Annotated in this window: 9 protein-coding genes; 3 read left to right on the forward strand and 6 right to left on the reverse strand. The window is 50.8% G+C overall.

The window, feature by feature from the left end; all coding sequences use genetic code 11:
* Position 1 precedes the first annotated feature (1 nt).
* Positions 2–976 carry a polyprenyl synthetase family protein gene (locus CIL02_RS14595; RefSeq protein WP_170935117.1) on the reverse strand — a complete coding sequence of 325 codons (975 nt, stop codon included), beginning with the start codon at positions 974–976 and terminating at the stop codon, positions 2–4.
* A gap of 44 nt (positions 977–1020) precedes the next feature.
* Positions 1021–1725 (reverse strand): energy transducer TonB, encoded by a 705-nt coding sequence (locus tag CIL02_RS14600; RefSeq protein WP_094402821.1) that lies wholly within the window; start codon positions 1723–1725, stop codon positions 1021–1023.
* A gap of 103 nt (positions 1726–1828) precedes the next feature.
* Between CIL02_RS14600 and porQ the strand changes: the two genes are divergently transcribed.
* Both porQ and cmk read left to right on the forward strand, forming a co-directional pair.
* Positions 1829–2773, forward strand: a complete 945-nt coding sequence (porQ, locus tag CIL02_RS14605) for a type IX secretion system protein PorQ (protein ID WP_094402823.1) — start codon at positions 1829–1831, stop codon at positions 2771–2773.
* Positions 2770–3465 (forward strand): (d)CMP kinase, encoded by a 696-nt coding sequence (cmk, locus tag CIL02_RS14610; RefSeq protein WP_094402824.1) that lies wholly within the window; start codon positions 2770–2772, stop codon positions 3463–3465. The genes porQ and cmk overlap by 4 nt, the downstream gene beginning before the upstream one ends.
* 677 nt (positions 3466–4142) lie before the next feature.
* On the opposite strand, the gene xylE is transcribed toward cmk, so the two are convergent.
* On the reverse strand, positions 4143–5609 hold the full coding sequence (xylE, locus tag CIL02_RS14615) for a D-xylose transporter XylE (protein ID WP_094402826.1): 1467 nt from the start codon (positions 5607–5609) through the stop codon (positions 4143–4145).
* Positions 5610–5836: 227 nt separating this feature from the next.
* Between xylE and CIL02_RS16465 the strand changes: the two genes are divergently transcribed.
* The gene (locus tag CIL02_RS16465; protein WP_170935118.1) at positions 5837–5998 is read left to right on the forward strand and encodes a hypothetical protein; all 162 of its coding nucleotides are present in this window, start codon (positions 5837–5839) and stop codon (positions 5996–5998) included.
* 656 nt (positions 5999–6654) lie between these two features.
* On the opposite strand, the gene CIL02_RS14620 is transcribed toward CIL02_RS16465, so the two are convergent.
* The 3 genes from CIL02_RS14620 to CIL02_RS14630 all read right to left on the reverse strand — a co-directional run bounded on the left by CIL02_RS14620 (position 6655) and on the right by CIL02_RS14630 (position 12981).
* Complete coding sequence (locus tag CIL02_RS14620) at positions 6655–10491, reverse strand: TIM-barrel domain-containing protein (RefSeq protein WP_170935119.1); 3837 nt, start codon at positions 10489–10491, stop codon at positions 6655–6657.
* A 1112-nt stretch (positions 10492–11603) separates the two neighbouring features.
* Complete coding sequence (locus CIL02_RS14625; RefSeq protein WP_170935120.1) at positions 11604–11939, reverse strand: helix-turn-helix domain-containing protein; 336 nt, start codon at positions 11937–11939, stop codon at positions 11604–11606.
* 187 nt (positions 11940–12126) lie between these two features.
* Positions 12127–12981, reverse strand: coding sequence for a 4-hydroxy-3-methylbut-2-enyl diphosphate reductase (locus CIL02_RS14630; RefSeq protein WP_094402831.1), 855 nt, complete (start codon positions 12979–12981; stop codon positions 12127–12129).
* Between the last annotated feature and the right edge of the window lie 20 nt (positions 12982–13001).

The following is a 13001-nucleotide window of genomic DNA, read 5'->3' on the forward strand; positions in this document are numbered from 1 at the left end:
ATCAGGACTGTCTGTGCATCATTCTCTCCGCATAGGCAGCGAGCTCCTTCTTGCGCTCATCGCTCACGCCGACCTCATTGAGGAACTTGCGGCTCTGAGCAAAGTAGTATTCTATCTTCTGCTGTGCCAGCTTGTCGATGCCTATCTCGTTATACAGGTTTCTCACTGCCTCCACCTTCTTGGAAGGGTCGAAGTCCTTGGCCGATGTCCATCTCACAAGCTCTGCTTTCTGTGCCTCGTTGGCGCAGTTGAAGGCGTTGATGAGCATGTATGTCTTCTTGTTCGATACAATGTCGCCTCCGATAGCTTTACCAAACACCTTTGTGTCGCCATAAACGTCGAGGTAGTCGTCCTGCAGCTGGAAGGCAAGACCTATTTGCTCGCCAAACTTATAGAGGTTGTCGGCATCGCTCTCTGAAGCACCGGCCAGCATCGCTCCCATCTTCAGCGCGCATGCCAGCAACACGCTCGTCTTGAGCCTTATCATCTCTATGTACTCGGCCTCAGTGACATCGTCGCGCTGCTCGAACTCCATGTCGTACTGCTGGCCTTCGCCTATCTCAAGTGCCGTTACGGTAAAGAGCCTCATCACATCTGCAAGTTTCTCGGGCGGGCATTGCGCCATGCGCTCGAAGGCCAACACGAGCATGGAGTCGCCAGAGAGTATGGCGGTGTTGGCGTCCCACTTGCGGTGTACGGTCGGGCAGCCGCGCCTAAGGTCTGCATTGTCCATAAGGTCATCGTGCAGCAGGGTGTAGTTGTGGTATGTCTCAAGGGCACACGCCTGCATGAGTATGCTCTTCGGGTCATCCTTGAACAGGTTGTAGGCAAGGAGCATGAGCACGGGGCGTATGCGCTTGCCTCCTATGGAAAGCACGTATTTCACAGGCTCGTACAGTGAGGCTGGCTTGCGGTCGTAAGCCATGTTGTCAATAAACGCATTGACTTCATTCAGAATTTCGTCGGCTGTCATCATAAGCTTTCTTTGTGTATATAATGGGTTATTAATGTCGTGTGCTGTTATAGGTTGAACACTACCGGTATGGCGAACATCGTGCGGCAGGGCTTGGAGTCCATGATGCCCGGTTTCCAATGAGGCATCATGCGTATCACCCTCAGGGCTTCGCGGTCGAGTAGAGGGTCAACGGATTTCTGCACCGTTGGTGACGATATGCTTCCATCCTTGTTTACGATGAATGATACTACCACCTTGCCCTGGATCTTGTTGCTGCGGGCTTGCTCTGGGTAGCGCAGGTTTTTGGTGAGCCATTTCATGAATTCCGTGATGCCTCCCGGAAACTCGGGTAGCTTGTCGGTGGTGCGAAGAACAGTGGTATCCTGTGCCAAAGCGGGAACCTGGGGCTGCGCCTGGTCTGTATTGGCTTCAGCCAACAGCGCGTCGGCTTCTCCAATAAGCATCAGGCTGTTTTCATCGATAGTGGCTGTAGCGTCTTTCGACAGTGTCTCTACGGCCTTTACCTTGTCAGCAGCAGCAGGCTTTTCCTCAGTTGTGGCAGCTACCATGTCCTCAGGTTCCATGGCAGGGGTGAGCGCCATCTCCTCCAGAACGTCATCGGGTATATAGTCCGTGCCAACATATCTGTCAGGACTGAATGTGTACTCTAAGGAAGCAAACACCAGGGACAGGGCAATAACAAGCCCTAACAGAAAGGCCTTGCCTCTCTGCTCGTCGATGTTTGCCTTTTTTGATTTCTTTATTTCCACACTAAAATTGCCTGTTTTACGTTATATTTCTAAATTCAAACGCAAAATTACGTCAGATATTTGAAAAAAAGAGTATCTTTGCGGATAAATTACGAAAAATAAAATGAATAGAGCTCCTTTAGCACTTTTGTTAACATTTACGGCCTGTACCGTCCAAGCGCAGGTGAGCCAGACGGAATACAACTTCCTTCGACTGCCTGTTAGTGCACATGCGGCAGCACTTGGTGGAGATGTCATCTCCGTTGTGGAGAACGACGCTTCGATGATATTCCATAATCCAGCATTGCTCACATCGGTAAGCGACAATACGTTGGGGCTGAACTTCATGAACTATATGTCGGGAGCAAATACTGCAAGTGCTACTTGGTGCCGCACGGTCAGGGAACGGGCGGCATGGGCTGTGTCGGCACAGTACATGAATTACGGAAAAATGAAGGAGGTGGATGAGAATAATGTAATAACAGGCGACTTCTCTGCCAAGGATATCTCGCTGGCAGGATATTTCTCGTATATGCTTACCGACAAGATAGCCGGAGGTGTCACAGTAAAGTGCATCTCGTCATATATTGGTGATTACAGTTCGCTGGCCATGGGCGTGGACTTAGGGGTTAACTATCAAGACGCGGAGAAAGGCTGGTCTGTGTCTGCTGTGGTGAAGAACCTTGGCGGACAACTCGACCCTTACGATGACGAATACGAGAAAATGCCCGTCGACCTGCAGATAGGAGCGTCGAAGAGGCTCGTAGGCACTCCTTTGCGCTTCTCAGCCTCCCTCGTCGATCTCAACCACACCGACTACAAGTTTATCAACCACTGGGTGTTTGGTCTCGATGTCCTGTTCTCGCAGACCATGTGGGTAGGCATGGGATATAATCTGAGGCGTGCCAACGAGATGAGGATTGTAAACGGGGAGGAAGAGTCAAGCCACGGGGCAGGATTGTCCTTTGGAGCTGGTCTAAACCTTGACAGGCTGCACATCAATGCGGCCTACGGCAAATACCACGTCTCAAGTTCTTCTGTATTAATCAATTTATCATATACATTATGAGAAAAATTACCATAGCCATCGATGGGTATTCGTCGTGCGGCAAAAGTACGATGGCCAAGCAGCTGGCCAAGAAACTTGGATATATATATGTAGACACAGGGGCCATGTACCGCTCTGTCACCCTCTATGCTCTACGCAGGGGATTATTTGCTGAAGACGGCACTGTGGATGCTGATACCCTGAAGTCTGAAATGGGCAATATCAGTATTTCTTTCAAGGTTAACGCTCAGACAGGGCAGCCTGATACATATCTCAATGATGAGCTTGTAGAGGGAGAAATCAGAACCCTGAGAGTGAGCAATCATGTCAGCCCCATAGCGGCCTTGCCGTTTGTTAGAGAGGCAATGGTTGCCAAACAGCGACAGATGGGACTTGAAAAGGGAGTTGTCATGGACGGCAGGGACATCGGCACAACAGTTTTCCCGGATGCTGAACTGAAAATCTTCGTGACGGCAAGTCCCGAGGTAAGGGCACAACGCAGATATGACGAGTTGAAAGCCAAGGGTGCCGATGCTGACTACGATGCCGTATTGAGGAATGTACAGGAAAGAGACTACATCGACACCCATCGGGAAGTAAGCCCCCTGTGTAAAGCTGACGACGCTGTGGTGCTCGACAATAGCGAGATGACCATCGAGGAGCAGGATCAGTGGCTTATGAAGGAATATTGTCGGGTGTGTGGAAACAAGTAGTGATTTGCCTGTAAAGGTACAACTTGTTCCCGTTTCGGTGTTTTACTGAAAAATCAGGTTGTTTCGCTGATTTCATTTTGCCATATTGTAGCTTGTTTGTAATTTTGTGGACGTAAAGAGATACAAGCACATACTATATTGCAGACAAAAGACAATTATCAACAAACGGAGATTAAGTTTTTGTTTATGTTATTGAGAAATACGCAACAACACAAATCACGTATTTCACGAAGGCAGAAGGAGGTCAGGCTTCAACACCTGTGATAGGAATTTGGGCGGCGGTACGATACCGCCCTCCTCGCCGGAATACATTTCCGCAATCATATGAGTAGGATTACAGAGATTAAATATAGATTATAAATTTTGAGTTAATTACTGTTTTTATCCGGGGGTAACACGTCGTGAGACGTGTTACCTTTTTTGGTTGCCGAACCAAACATCTCCTGCTGTTATTATGGCTAAGCTATCTTCCAGTTTAGCCCATCTCTCACGCAAAGCTTTGCATCCGCCAACGCAAAGCTTTGCAACTGCCCACGCAAAGCTTTGCATTTGCTCCCGTAAAGCTTTGCATGACATCGTCAGTCCTATTCTGAGTGAGAAAAGGGAGGAAAGACTCTCCATAAGTGGCACTGTAGTCCCCAAGGAAATTACTGCCGTTTAGTTCTTCCGGACTACAACTATTTGCGCCAGAGACGGCTCATGTCTTCCAGAGTCTTGCCCTTGGTTTCGGGCACCATGCGCCAGACGAAGAGGGCAGCAAGGATGCAGATGGCACCATAGAGACCATAGGTGAACCAATGGCCGAAATGGTCGCCCTCGACAAGGTGCATGTTGAACATCGGCACAAAGGTGGAGCTGACAATCCAGTTGAATATCCACTGGAAGGCAACGGCAATGGCCACGGCCTTGCCGCGGATGGTGTTGGGGAATATCTCGGCGATGAGCACCCAACAGATTGGACCCCACGACATCATAAACGAGGCCGAATAGAGCATGATTCCGAGCATGGTGATCATTCGGAAGTCATTGTTGCCAAAAGTAATGGCTACCATTATTGCTCCTACACCCATACCGATGCTGCCGATGATGAGCAGTGGCTTGCGACCCAGTTTCTCCACGGTGAAGACAGCGATGAGCGTAAACGAGATGTTGACAATACCCATGATGACCGTCTGTACCATCGGGTTGTCCATACCCATGTCGCCGAAGATACGGGGTGCATAATAGAGCACGGCATTTATGCCGATGGCCTGCTGGAACACGCTGAGCATGATGCCGACGAAGATGCAGAGGAAGCCATAGGCAAAGAGCTTCTCGGTCTTTTCGGTCACCGTCGATTTGATGCTCTCTATAATCTCGGCGGCAGCCTTCACGCCATTTATGCGCTGCAACACATACAGGGCCTTCGACTCCTGGCCGATCATCACCAGATAGCGTGGTGTCTCGGGTACAAAACAGATGAGCAGGGCGAAGAGTCCTGCCGGCAAAGCCTCACTACCGAACATATATCTCCAACCTGTGGCAATAGTCCATGAGGCAGCCTCGGGATTGACAATCGCGTTGACTCCGTTGATCATTTCGATGACAGGGTTTGCATGGGAACCCAGGATAAGGAAGTTGACGAAATAGACCACCAGCTGACCGAAGATGATGGCAAACTGGTTCCAGCTCACCAGCATACCGCGGATATGCGAGGGCGACACCTCTCCTATATACATAGGACAGATGGCGGATGCCAATCCCACACCTATACCACCGATGATACGGTAGATATTGAACACGACAAGCAACGAGAGCGAGGGGTGGCCCTGTTGGAAAAAGATAAACTCAGGATACATGCTTCCTAAAGCGGAAAGGAAGAAGAGCACCCCGGCAAGGATGAGAGAGCGCTTACGCCCCAGCCTGGTGGCCAGCATACCGGAAATGGCACTGCCGATGATACATCCGATGAGCGCACTGGCACAGGTGAATCCGTGCCAGCCGTCGGTATAAGTGAAGTCACTTGCCCCCATAAAGAATGCCTGCAGTCCCTTCTCGGCACCGGAGATTACGGCCGTGTCGTAGCCGAACAACAGACCTCCCAATACAGCAACAAGGACGATGGAGAAAAGATATCCGCTGTTTCCTTTCATAGTTTGTTTCATGATTAAGTAGTTTTAATAAATTTATTAGGATTGGTTTTGCCTGCAAAAGTAATCAAAAAAAAGGAATAACAGCAAAACTTTGGACATGATTTTTCCAGTCAGCTATTCCTAAGAGACGAATAATTACTTAAAAACAACAAAACGGCAACCTGATTGGTTTTGTATCCAAAACTCCTTTTACTTTCTACATTAAGAATGGAAAGAAATATTTTGTAAAATAGTCGGAGATGAAGAAACTGTATACAAGACCAAGGTCGAAGGCTGTCAGGATAACAGTGCAGACGCATTTGTTTGAGAGTAGTTACATCCCGACAGGAGGAAAAGGTCCCTTTGATGTGAAAGAGGAGAAGAAAGACTGGAACATTTGGAGTGAAGAGAATCCCGATTAAGCCAGAAGGACGGGAGGTATAAAAAAAGAGAGAGGCTGTGTCTGTTACTTTTGACACAGCCTCTTCTTCTGTCAGATGAATGTCATACAAGGGGTGCTGCTCAACCTACAAGAGGCTGGATGGCGTGGGTGGCAGCGGAAACACCCAGCGAACCGGAAATTACAGCAATGATAGCAGTGAAGAGCTTCCAAAGAAAGCTGAAAAGTTGTTTGCGATGTTCATTGATCATGGCTGTGGTAAGTTAAAAGGTTAATAATTGAAGGATAGAAATCTGGCGGAGTAGGGAGTAGGCCGCACGGCACTCTCCAAACTGCGTAGGATGCTGCGATAAAAGGGGAGTTAACCGGAGTTTTCGGGAGTTCTTCTGCACTTCGTGCGAAGCGTCACCGCAAGCGGATGCCGAGCGAGAGTTATCGGTAGTTATCGGACAAATGAAAAAAGGAACGAGGATGCGCAAACCAATATGCGTATCCTCGTTCCTTTTATTGTGTGATTACGTGTTGCCATGCCGTTCCTGTTCTGAGTATTCGCTTCGTGCATCAAAACAGGGGCATGCCTTTCGTGCAAACTCACGGTGTCCGTGTACCGTGGCGTGCGGGTAGCGCTGCAGAAGCGACGCCGCCACAGAGTCTTGGCGCCACACTTGCCAGTTGCTCTTAGAAGCAGGCTACCTTCTGTGTCTTGTCACCTTTGCTGACGATGTTGATGCCACGCTGTGGCTTGGCAAGGCGCATGCCCGACAGGCTGTAGAAGGTTTTCTTGCCGCTGTTGATGGCAGGCTGGTCGGTAGGGACGTTGTCGATGCTTATCACCACGTTTTCAGCCTTCAGTTCTGCCTTCTCGCTGATGTGGATGAGTCGGAAGTTGTCCACCTTGTACCACGTCTGCGTAGGGGCGGTTGTCTGGTTGACACCGATGTTGAGCGTGGTGCCGTCCTCGGCTACGTCAAACTCCAGGGCGATGGTCTGCAGAGGTGTCATGTCGCCTCGTCCGGTGCTGCTCACCTGGTCGCGCAGCAGAGCCTTCTTGTCGCCGCAGAAGAGGTGCTGGTCGCCCAGTCGCGATGCGTTGTTGTCGGGTGCGTGCATGTCAACCGTCAGTCGGTAACTGCCTCGTGGCAGTGTGACGGGCTGGCTCAGCATTGCCTTCTTGCCGACGTTGGCATCCCAAACGCCGAAGATGTGAGTGCCGTCGGTGGCTTGTGGGTCGCCTGTGCCGCCACCCACGTTGACGCCCGACCATGTGGTGTTGATGTCGCGTGTCCAACCCTTCACGTCGTCCTCGAAACTGGGGTTCACGATGTACTGGCTGGTGACGTCCTCCGACTGCTCGGCGCTGAACTGGTCGCTCAGGACGACCGAGGTCTCGCTGCCGTCATACTGCACGATGGCAGAGTACGTTTGGCAGTGTGCGTCGCCGGCTCCGCGCAGAGGGTTGACCATGACGATGCAGAACGAGCGGTTGGCGAGCATACCCTCGAAACCGTTGCCGCGTCGTGCGCCGATGGTCAGCGTCTTGCTCTCGTTGTCCCAGTGCATAGGTATCTCGGTGTAGGCGCCGTTCTCGTAGTTGTAGTTGTCGTTCTCGTCCTCGTAGAGAGTGAAGTCGCCGTCGGCGCCTGGGTAGATGCGTATCTCCAGGTTATCCCACTTCTTCTCGGTGCTGTACTGCACGTCGGGTCCCCATGGCAGGATGCTTCCAGCCTTGATGTAGAGAGGGATGATGTCGAGGTTTGCCTGCTTGGTGTGGGTGGTGCCGCCCTGCAGTGTCTCGCCGGTCCAGAAGTCAACCCATTGTGTGCCGGCTGGCAGATAGTTGTGGGTGATGGTCTGGCCCTCGTTTACCACCGGGCACACCAACATGGCGTCGCCGAACATATACTCGAACTTCTTGTCGCGGCACTCCTTGTCGCCGGGGAATGCCAGCGGCAGTGCCGTCATCAGAGTGCGGTGGTTCTGGCTCACCTGCCAGCTGAAGCTGTAGAGGTAGGGCAGCATGCGGTAGCGCATCCTGATGTATTTCAGCACCTGGGCGTAGTGTCCGTCGGTGTCGCTCTCCTCACCAAGCTGCCATATCTCGCAGTTGTGGCCGCTGCCGTGGAAGCGCATCATGCCGGTGAAGGTCGAGAACTGGGTCCAGCGCAGGTAGAGGTTGCGGTAGTTGTCGTCGTTGAAGGGACCGTTGCTACCCCACTTGTAGCCTACGAAGAAGGCACCGTTGTCGTTGTTCCAGTAGGGGATGCCGCAGGCGGTGAAGTTGAGGGCGGCTGGAATCTGCTTCTGCAGTGTCTCCCACGATGCGCTGATGTCACCGCTCCAGGTCTGTGCGGCATAGCGCTGCTGACCTACGAATCCGCTTCGTGTAAGGATGCTGACACGCTTGCCGGCGAGCTGTTCGTTGCTTGCCTGCAGGGCGCGGTGATGGTCGTAGACGCCGCTGATGTGGCCCAGCACGAAACTGTTGCGCATGGTGCGCCACGAGCGTCCGTTCTCGCTTATGTAGTCCAGTTCCGAGTCGCTCTTCTTCTGGTAGTCGGGCTCGGTGGAGTCCATCCAGTAGGCATCCACGCCCTTGCTCACCAGTCCCTCGTAGAGGTGTTTCCAGTAGATGTCGCGGGCTGTGGTGCTCCACACGTCGTATGGCTGTACGCCCTGGTTCCATGGGTAGCTGTTGGCTGGAATCATGCGTCCCAGCGCCTGCAGTTCCTTGAAGGCAGGAGTCTCGTATCCGAAGTTGCCCCAGATGGAGATGAGCAGGTGTGCGTTGTTGGCGTGCACGTCGTCAATCATCTCCTGATAGTTGCTGAAGTAGGTCTTGTTGAGGAAGTAGAGCGAGTTCCAGTAGCGGTGGTCGTTCTCCTCGCCCCAGTACTGCCAGTCCTGCACCACGCAGTCTATGGGCACCTGTCGCTTGCGGTACTCGCGTATCACGTTCATCGTCTCGGTTGCCGAACGGTAGCGCTCCTTGCTCTGGTAGAGTCCGAAGTTCCACAGAGGCATGAGCGGAGCCTCGCCCGTGAGCCATCGTGTCAGTGTCACCACGTCGTCGGTAGGGTCGCCAGCCAGGATGTAGTAGTCAATCTCCGAACCCGTACTCTCGAAGTATGTTCCCTTGGCATCGTCGCACCATGTGGTGGGCGAGTAGTTGTCCCAGAAGATGCCATATCCCTTGGTCGACTGGAAGAAGGGGATGCACACCTTCATGTTGTCCTGCTCAAGCAGGATGGTCTTGTTGCGCTGGTTCAGGTCGCCGTTCTGTATCTGTCCCAGACCGTACACGCACTCGTCGCTGTCCAGTGCGAAGGTGGTTCGTATGGTGTAGGTGTCGTATGGGGTGACGCCGCTGCGCTCCTCCATCATGGTGCCGCCAGGCTTCTCGCTGACGAGTGGAGTTCCGTCGGCACGCAGTGCCGAGATGTGTCCGTCCTTGCGGCTGATGCATATCGTCACGTCTTGGCTGCTCACCTTGATGTCGCCCTCGCCGCTCATGCCGTCGTATGTCAGCGCGATGCTCTTGTCGTAGTCCTTTATGACAGACATGCTCAGCTTGTCGATGGCTGCCAGTGCGGCATGGCTCTTCAGCACGCGCACCACCTTATTATTATAAAAGAGGATGTAGGTGTGCAGCTTGTCCTGGGTGATGTGCAGACCGCCCTCAATGCTCTCCACACTGCTCACGCCCACGGTGATGGCGGCTGTCAGCAGCACGTCCTCCAGCCGGCGCAGCACCTTGTATGCCTCGCTGTAGCTGGTGGCTGTCAGTGCAGCTTTGCCCTCGCGTGCCTCGTCCAGGGCCTTTGCCAGCTCCTCGCTGGTGCCTGTCTGCAGTTTCCTCTCTGCTTCGCCTATCCTTGTGTCTATCCTGCCGGCAATCTCGCTGGTCAGCGACTCGGCGGTGTAGCCCAGTCTGTCCCATGTGCAGGGGTAGAGTGCTGCCATGCCGTACTTCTCCAGGTAGTCGATGTTGCTGATGGTGCTGGTGCCGGTGCTGCTGGTCAGTCCCAGTGCGTTGATGAATGCGGCACCGTTCGAACCGATGGTTATTGGTTCCTTGGCGAAGTTCATGTTCGAGCGCATCACCTCGTTCTCGGCAATGTTCCACACCACGATGGTGGTGCCGTGGTCGGTGTCGAACGACATGGTCGACGCCTCCTGCGTACCTTTGTTGGCACCGTTGAACCACCATACGTAGCTGTTGGTGGCAGGTGTGGCTTTCAGGTTTGTGCCCTCCACCACGTAGTACTGCTGGTCGCCCAGCACGAAGTACCTGCCGTCGGCCTGCGCCTTGTCCATCTGGAAGGCGATGTTGTTGGTGCCGCTGGCGGTGATGGTCAGCGTGTTGGCCGAGGCATCGTAGCTGAATGCCGACTGCGGGGCGCGGTTGTTGTCGGTGCTGACATAGTCCTGCGCCCTGAATGTGTAACGTTGCTGCGCCTTTGCCACTGTCACACACAGCAGCGTCAAAACGAGCAACAATGCTTTTCCTGTTTTCATCTTTTTTAGGTTAAAATAGTTGGTCATCGTCTTTTATTCCTATTTAAATTCATTTTTCTATCGGTTACCTTCGGCACCATCTCTCGGAAGTGAAAATGCACAATGTGTGACTTGCTCAAGGTGAAAATTCCGCTCCAAAAGTAATACGTTTGTTCGTAATATACAAACATTTCGGCAAAAAGTTGGCAAAAAACGCATATATCTTCTGTTTTACGATAAGTCACGTTCGTAAAAGACATTGAACATTGTGTTTTATCGTAGTGTTTACGAAAAGCAGTGTGTTGCCCATTCCCCTTCCTTTTTCCACTGCTTTAAATCTTGATAATCTTCTTCGGCATCCATACGGCTAATACGGTGCAATTGGCAAGGAGAATTGCAAAGGCAGAACTCAGCCAGGCAGCCTAAACAAATATCGGTCAAACATTATCCCTCGTGCAAGGGATAATTGTGTCCTGACGATACATAAATCACCTCAAAAAACGACAAAACTCAGAAAAAAAACAGACAAGGGCAACCTCTGATGGCATACCCTCGTCAATCAATATCAATTTCTCAGAATTAAACGACAATCCCTAATATAACTATGAAATAAGCAAAAAACCTAAAAGCACGAAAACAGGTCAATGTTCCGGCTCTGCCAGCAAGGCTGCACCTTGTTTCCTATAGGTACATTGTCCTGTCCTCGTGCTTCGAGGCGCACATCTAAATATAAAAGGGGTGGATACCCTCCTATGTAAATGTAGCCTGAATAACCCTCATCGGCATTGAAAGTGAATGACGTGGCCGACTTAATGCATTATCAGCCTTTCTTCTTTCTAATATAGGTTTGTGTTTGAATTAATGAAGCGTTTGGATTGGTTGTGAAGTCCCGAAAAATTCTGTAGTTTTGGTTGCAAATTTACTAAGTCAGCTTTTAAATCAAAATAACAATCAGCAATCACATGTAAGTGATTAGATTTCGAATGTATAAATGCAGTTAAGCGGGATTATTTGCTAATAGTGTTTCTTTACATATCAAAATGGAGCCTGATACAATCTTTCCCTAAAATTATCTGGCTTGTGTCGCATACACAAGTCATTATAGGTGTCTGGTTTACATTCGGTGAGTAGTCTTACAGGTGCTTGTTGCGGTATTCGGCCGGGGGCATGCCGTATTTCAGAGAGAACAGACGATAGAAGGTTTGCAGCTTTGGTATACCGCATTCCTGTGCTATGGTCTCGACCGTGTACTCAGGATGTTCACGCAGCTGCTTTGCCGCATGGTCAAGTCTCATACCGTTCACGTAGTCTGTGAACTTGATGCCGAGATATTTTCTGAACAGTGGAGCGAATTTGTTCTTGGGTACATTTGTTCTCTTTAGGATGAAGTCACGAGACAGCTTTGGGGTAAGGTAGTTGTCGTCCTTCAAGATAAGAGCGTTGATGCGGGTGAACATTTTTTTATCCATGGAACAATCGCTTCCTTCGTTCGCCTTTTGATTTTTCTTTTTCGCCATTATTAAAAGAACTTTATTCTTAATATTGATTAGTAGTAACTAACTATCCGTGGCAAAATTAAGCAAAAAGCAGAAAATATAAAAGCCTATTACACTATTACTTATCCCAATTTGTCATTTATGTTATCTCAATTTATCATTAGCCTGTTAAAATGGCATCTCGACACTCTTCCATGAGCCATTTAGGGGTACTTGTGGCACCGCATATTCCAACTGTTGATACATCTTTTAGCCATTGTTTTTCAATTTCTTCTGCACTTTCTATAAGATGGCTGTTTGGGTTCACTCTTAGGCACTCGCCGAACAGCACTTTCCCGTTTGAGCTTTTCCTGCCGCTAACGAAAAGGATAAGGTCGTGTCTGACGGCGAAGGCGGCGATATTGGGTATGCGGTTGGCAACCTGACGGCAGATTGTGTCGAAGCTCTTGAATGTAGCGCAGGGGGATATGTGCTCCTTTATATATTGTATAATGTCCTGAAATTCGTCGAGCCCTTTGGTGGTTTGTGAATACAGGTATATGTCACGTCCGAAATCGAGACGTGTGACATCTTCGAATTTCTCTATTACGATGGCATTCTGGCGAGTCTGTCCTACAAGGCCGAGCACTTCGGCATGTCCGTTCTTGCCGAAGATTACGATCTGTGCCTCGGGAGCAGCATCGTATTGCAGTTTTATCCTGCGTTGAAGTGCCAGCACCACGGGGCACGTGGCATCGATAATCTCTATATTGTTCCGGCGTGCTGTCTCGTAGGTCTCTGGTGGCTCACCATGTGCTCGCAACATCACTTTGGCATCGTGCAGGGTAGCAAGCTGGCTGTGATTTATGGTAATGAGTCCTTTCTCATGGAGCCTTTCCACTTCCATGCTGTTGTGAACGATGTCGCCAAGGCAGTACAGGGGTTTTCCTGACGCCAGTTCCTCCTCGGCTTTCCTGATGGCCGTGGTTACTCCGAAGCAGAAGCCGCTGCCGTTGTCAATTTCTATCTGTAGCATGTGTTCTTTGTCCGTTTTAG

Origin of the sequence: Prevotella sp. P3-122 (genome assembly GCF_002251365.1) — a bacterium.
In the GTDB taxonomy this organism is placed as follows: Bacteria; Bacteroidota; Bacteroidia; order Bacteroidales; family Bacteroidaceae; genus Prevotella.

Excerpts from the sequence above, each read along its gene's own strand:
- CIL02_RS14595 (WP_170935117.1), bottom strand. The coding sequence starts at position 976 with ATGATGACAGCCGACGAAATTCTGAATGAAGTCAATGCGTTTATTGAC.
- porQ (WP_094402823.1), top strand. The coding sequence starts at position 1,829 with ATGAATAGAGCTCCTTTAGCACTTTTGTTAACATTTACGGCCTGTACC.
- cmk (WP_094402824.1), top strand. The coding sequence starts at position 2,770 with ATGAGAAAAATTACCATAGCCATCGATGGGTATTCGTCGTGCGGCAAA.
- xylE (WP_094402826.1), bottom strand. The coding sequence starts at position 5,609 with ATGAAACAAACTATGAAAGGAAACAGCGGATATCTTTTCTCCATCGTC.
- CIL02_RS16465 (WP_170935118.1), top strand. The coding sequence starts at position 5,837 with ATGAAGAAACTGTATACAAGACCAAGGTCGAAGGCTGTCAGGATAACA.
- CIL02_RS14620 (WP_170935119.1), bottom strand. The coding sequence starts at position 10,491 with ATGAAAACAGGAAAAGCATTGTTGCTCGTTTTGACGCTGCTGTGTGTG.
- CIL02_RS14625 (WP_170935120.1), bottom strand. The coding sequence starts at position 11,939 with ATGGATAAAAAAATGTTCACCCGCATCAACGCTCTTATCTTGAAGGAC.
- CIL02_RS14630 (WP_094402831.1), bottom strand. The coding sequence starts at position 12,981 with ATGCTACAGATAGAAATTGACAACGGCAGCGGCTTCTGCTTCGGAGTA.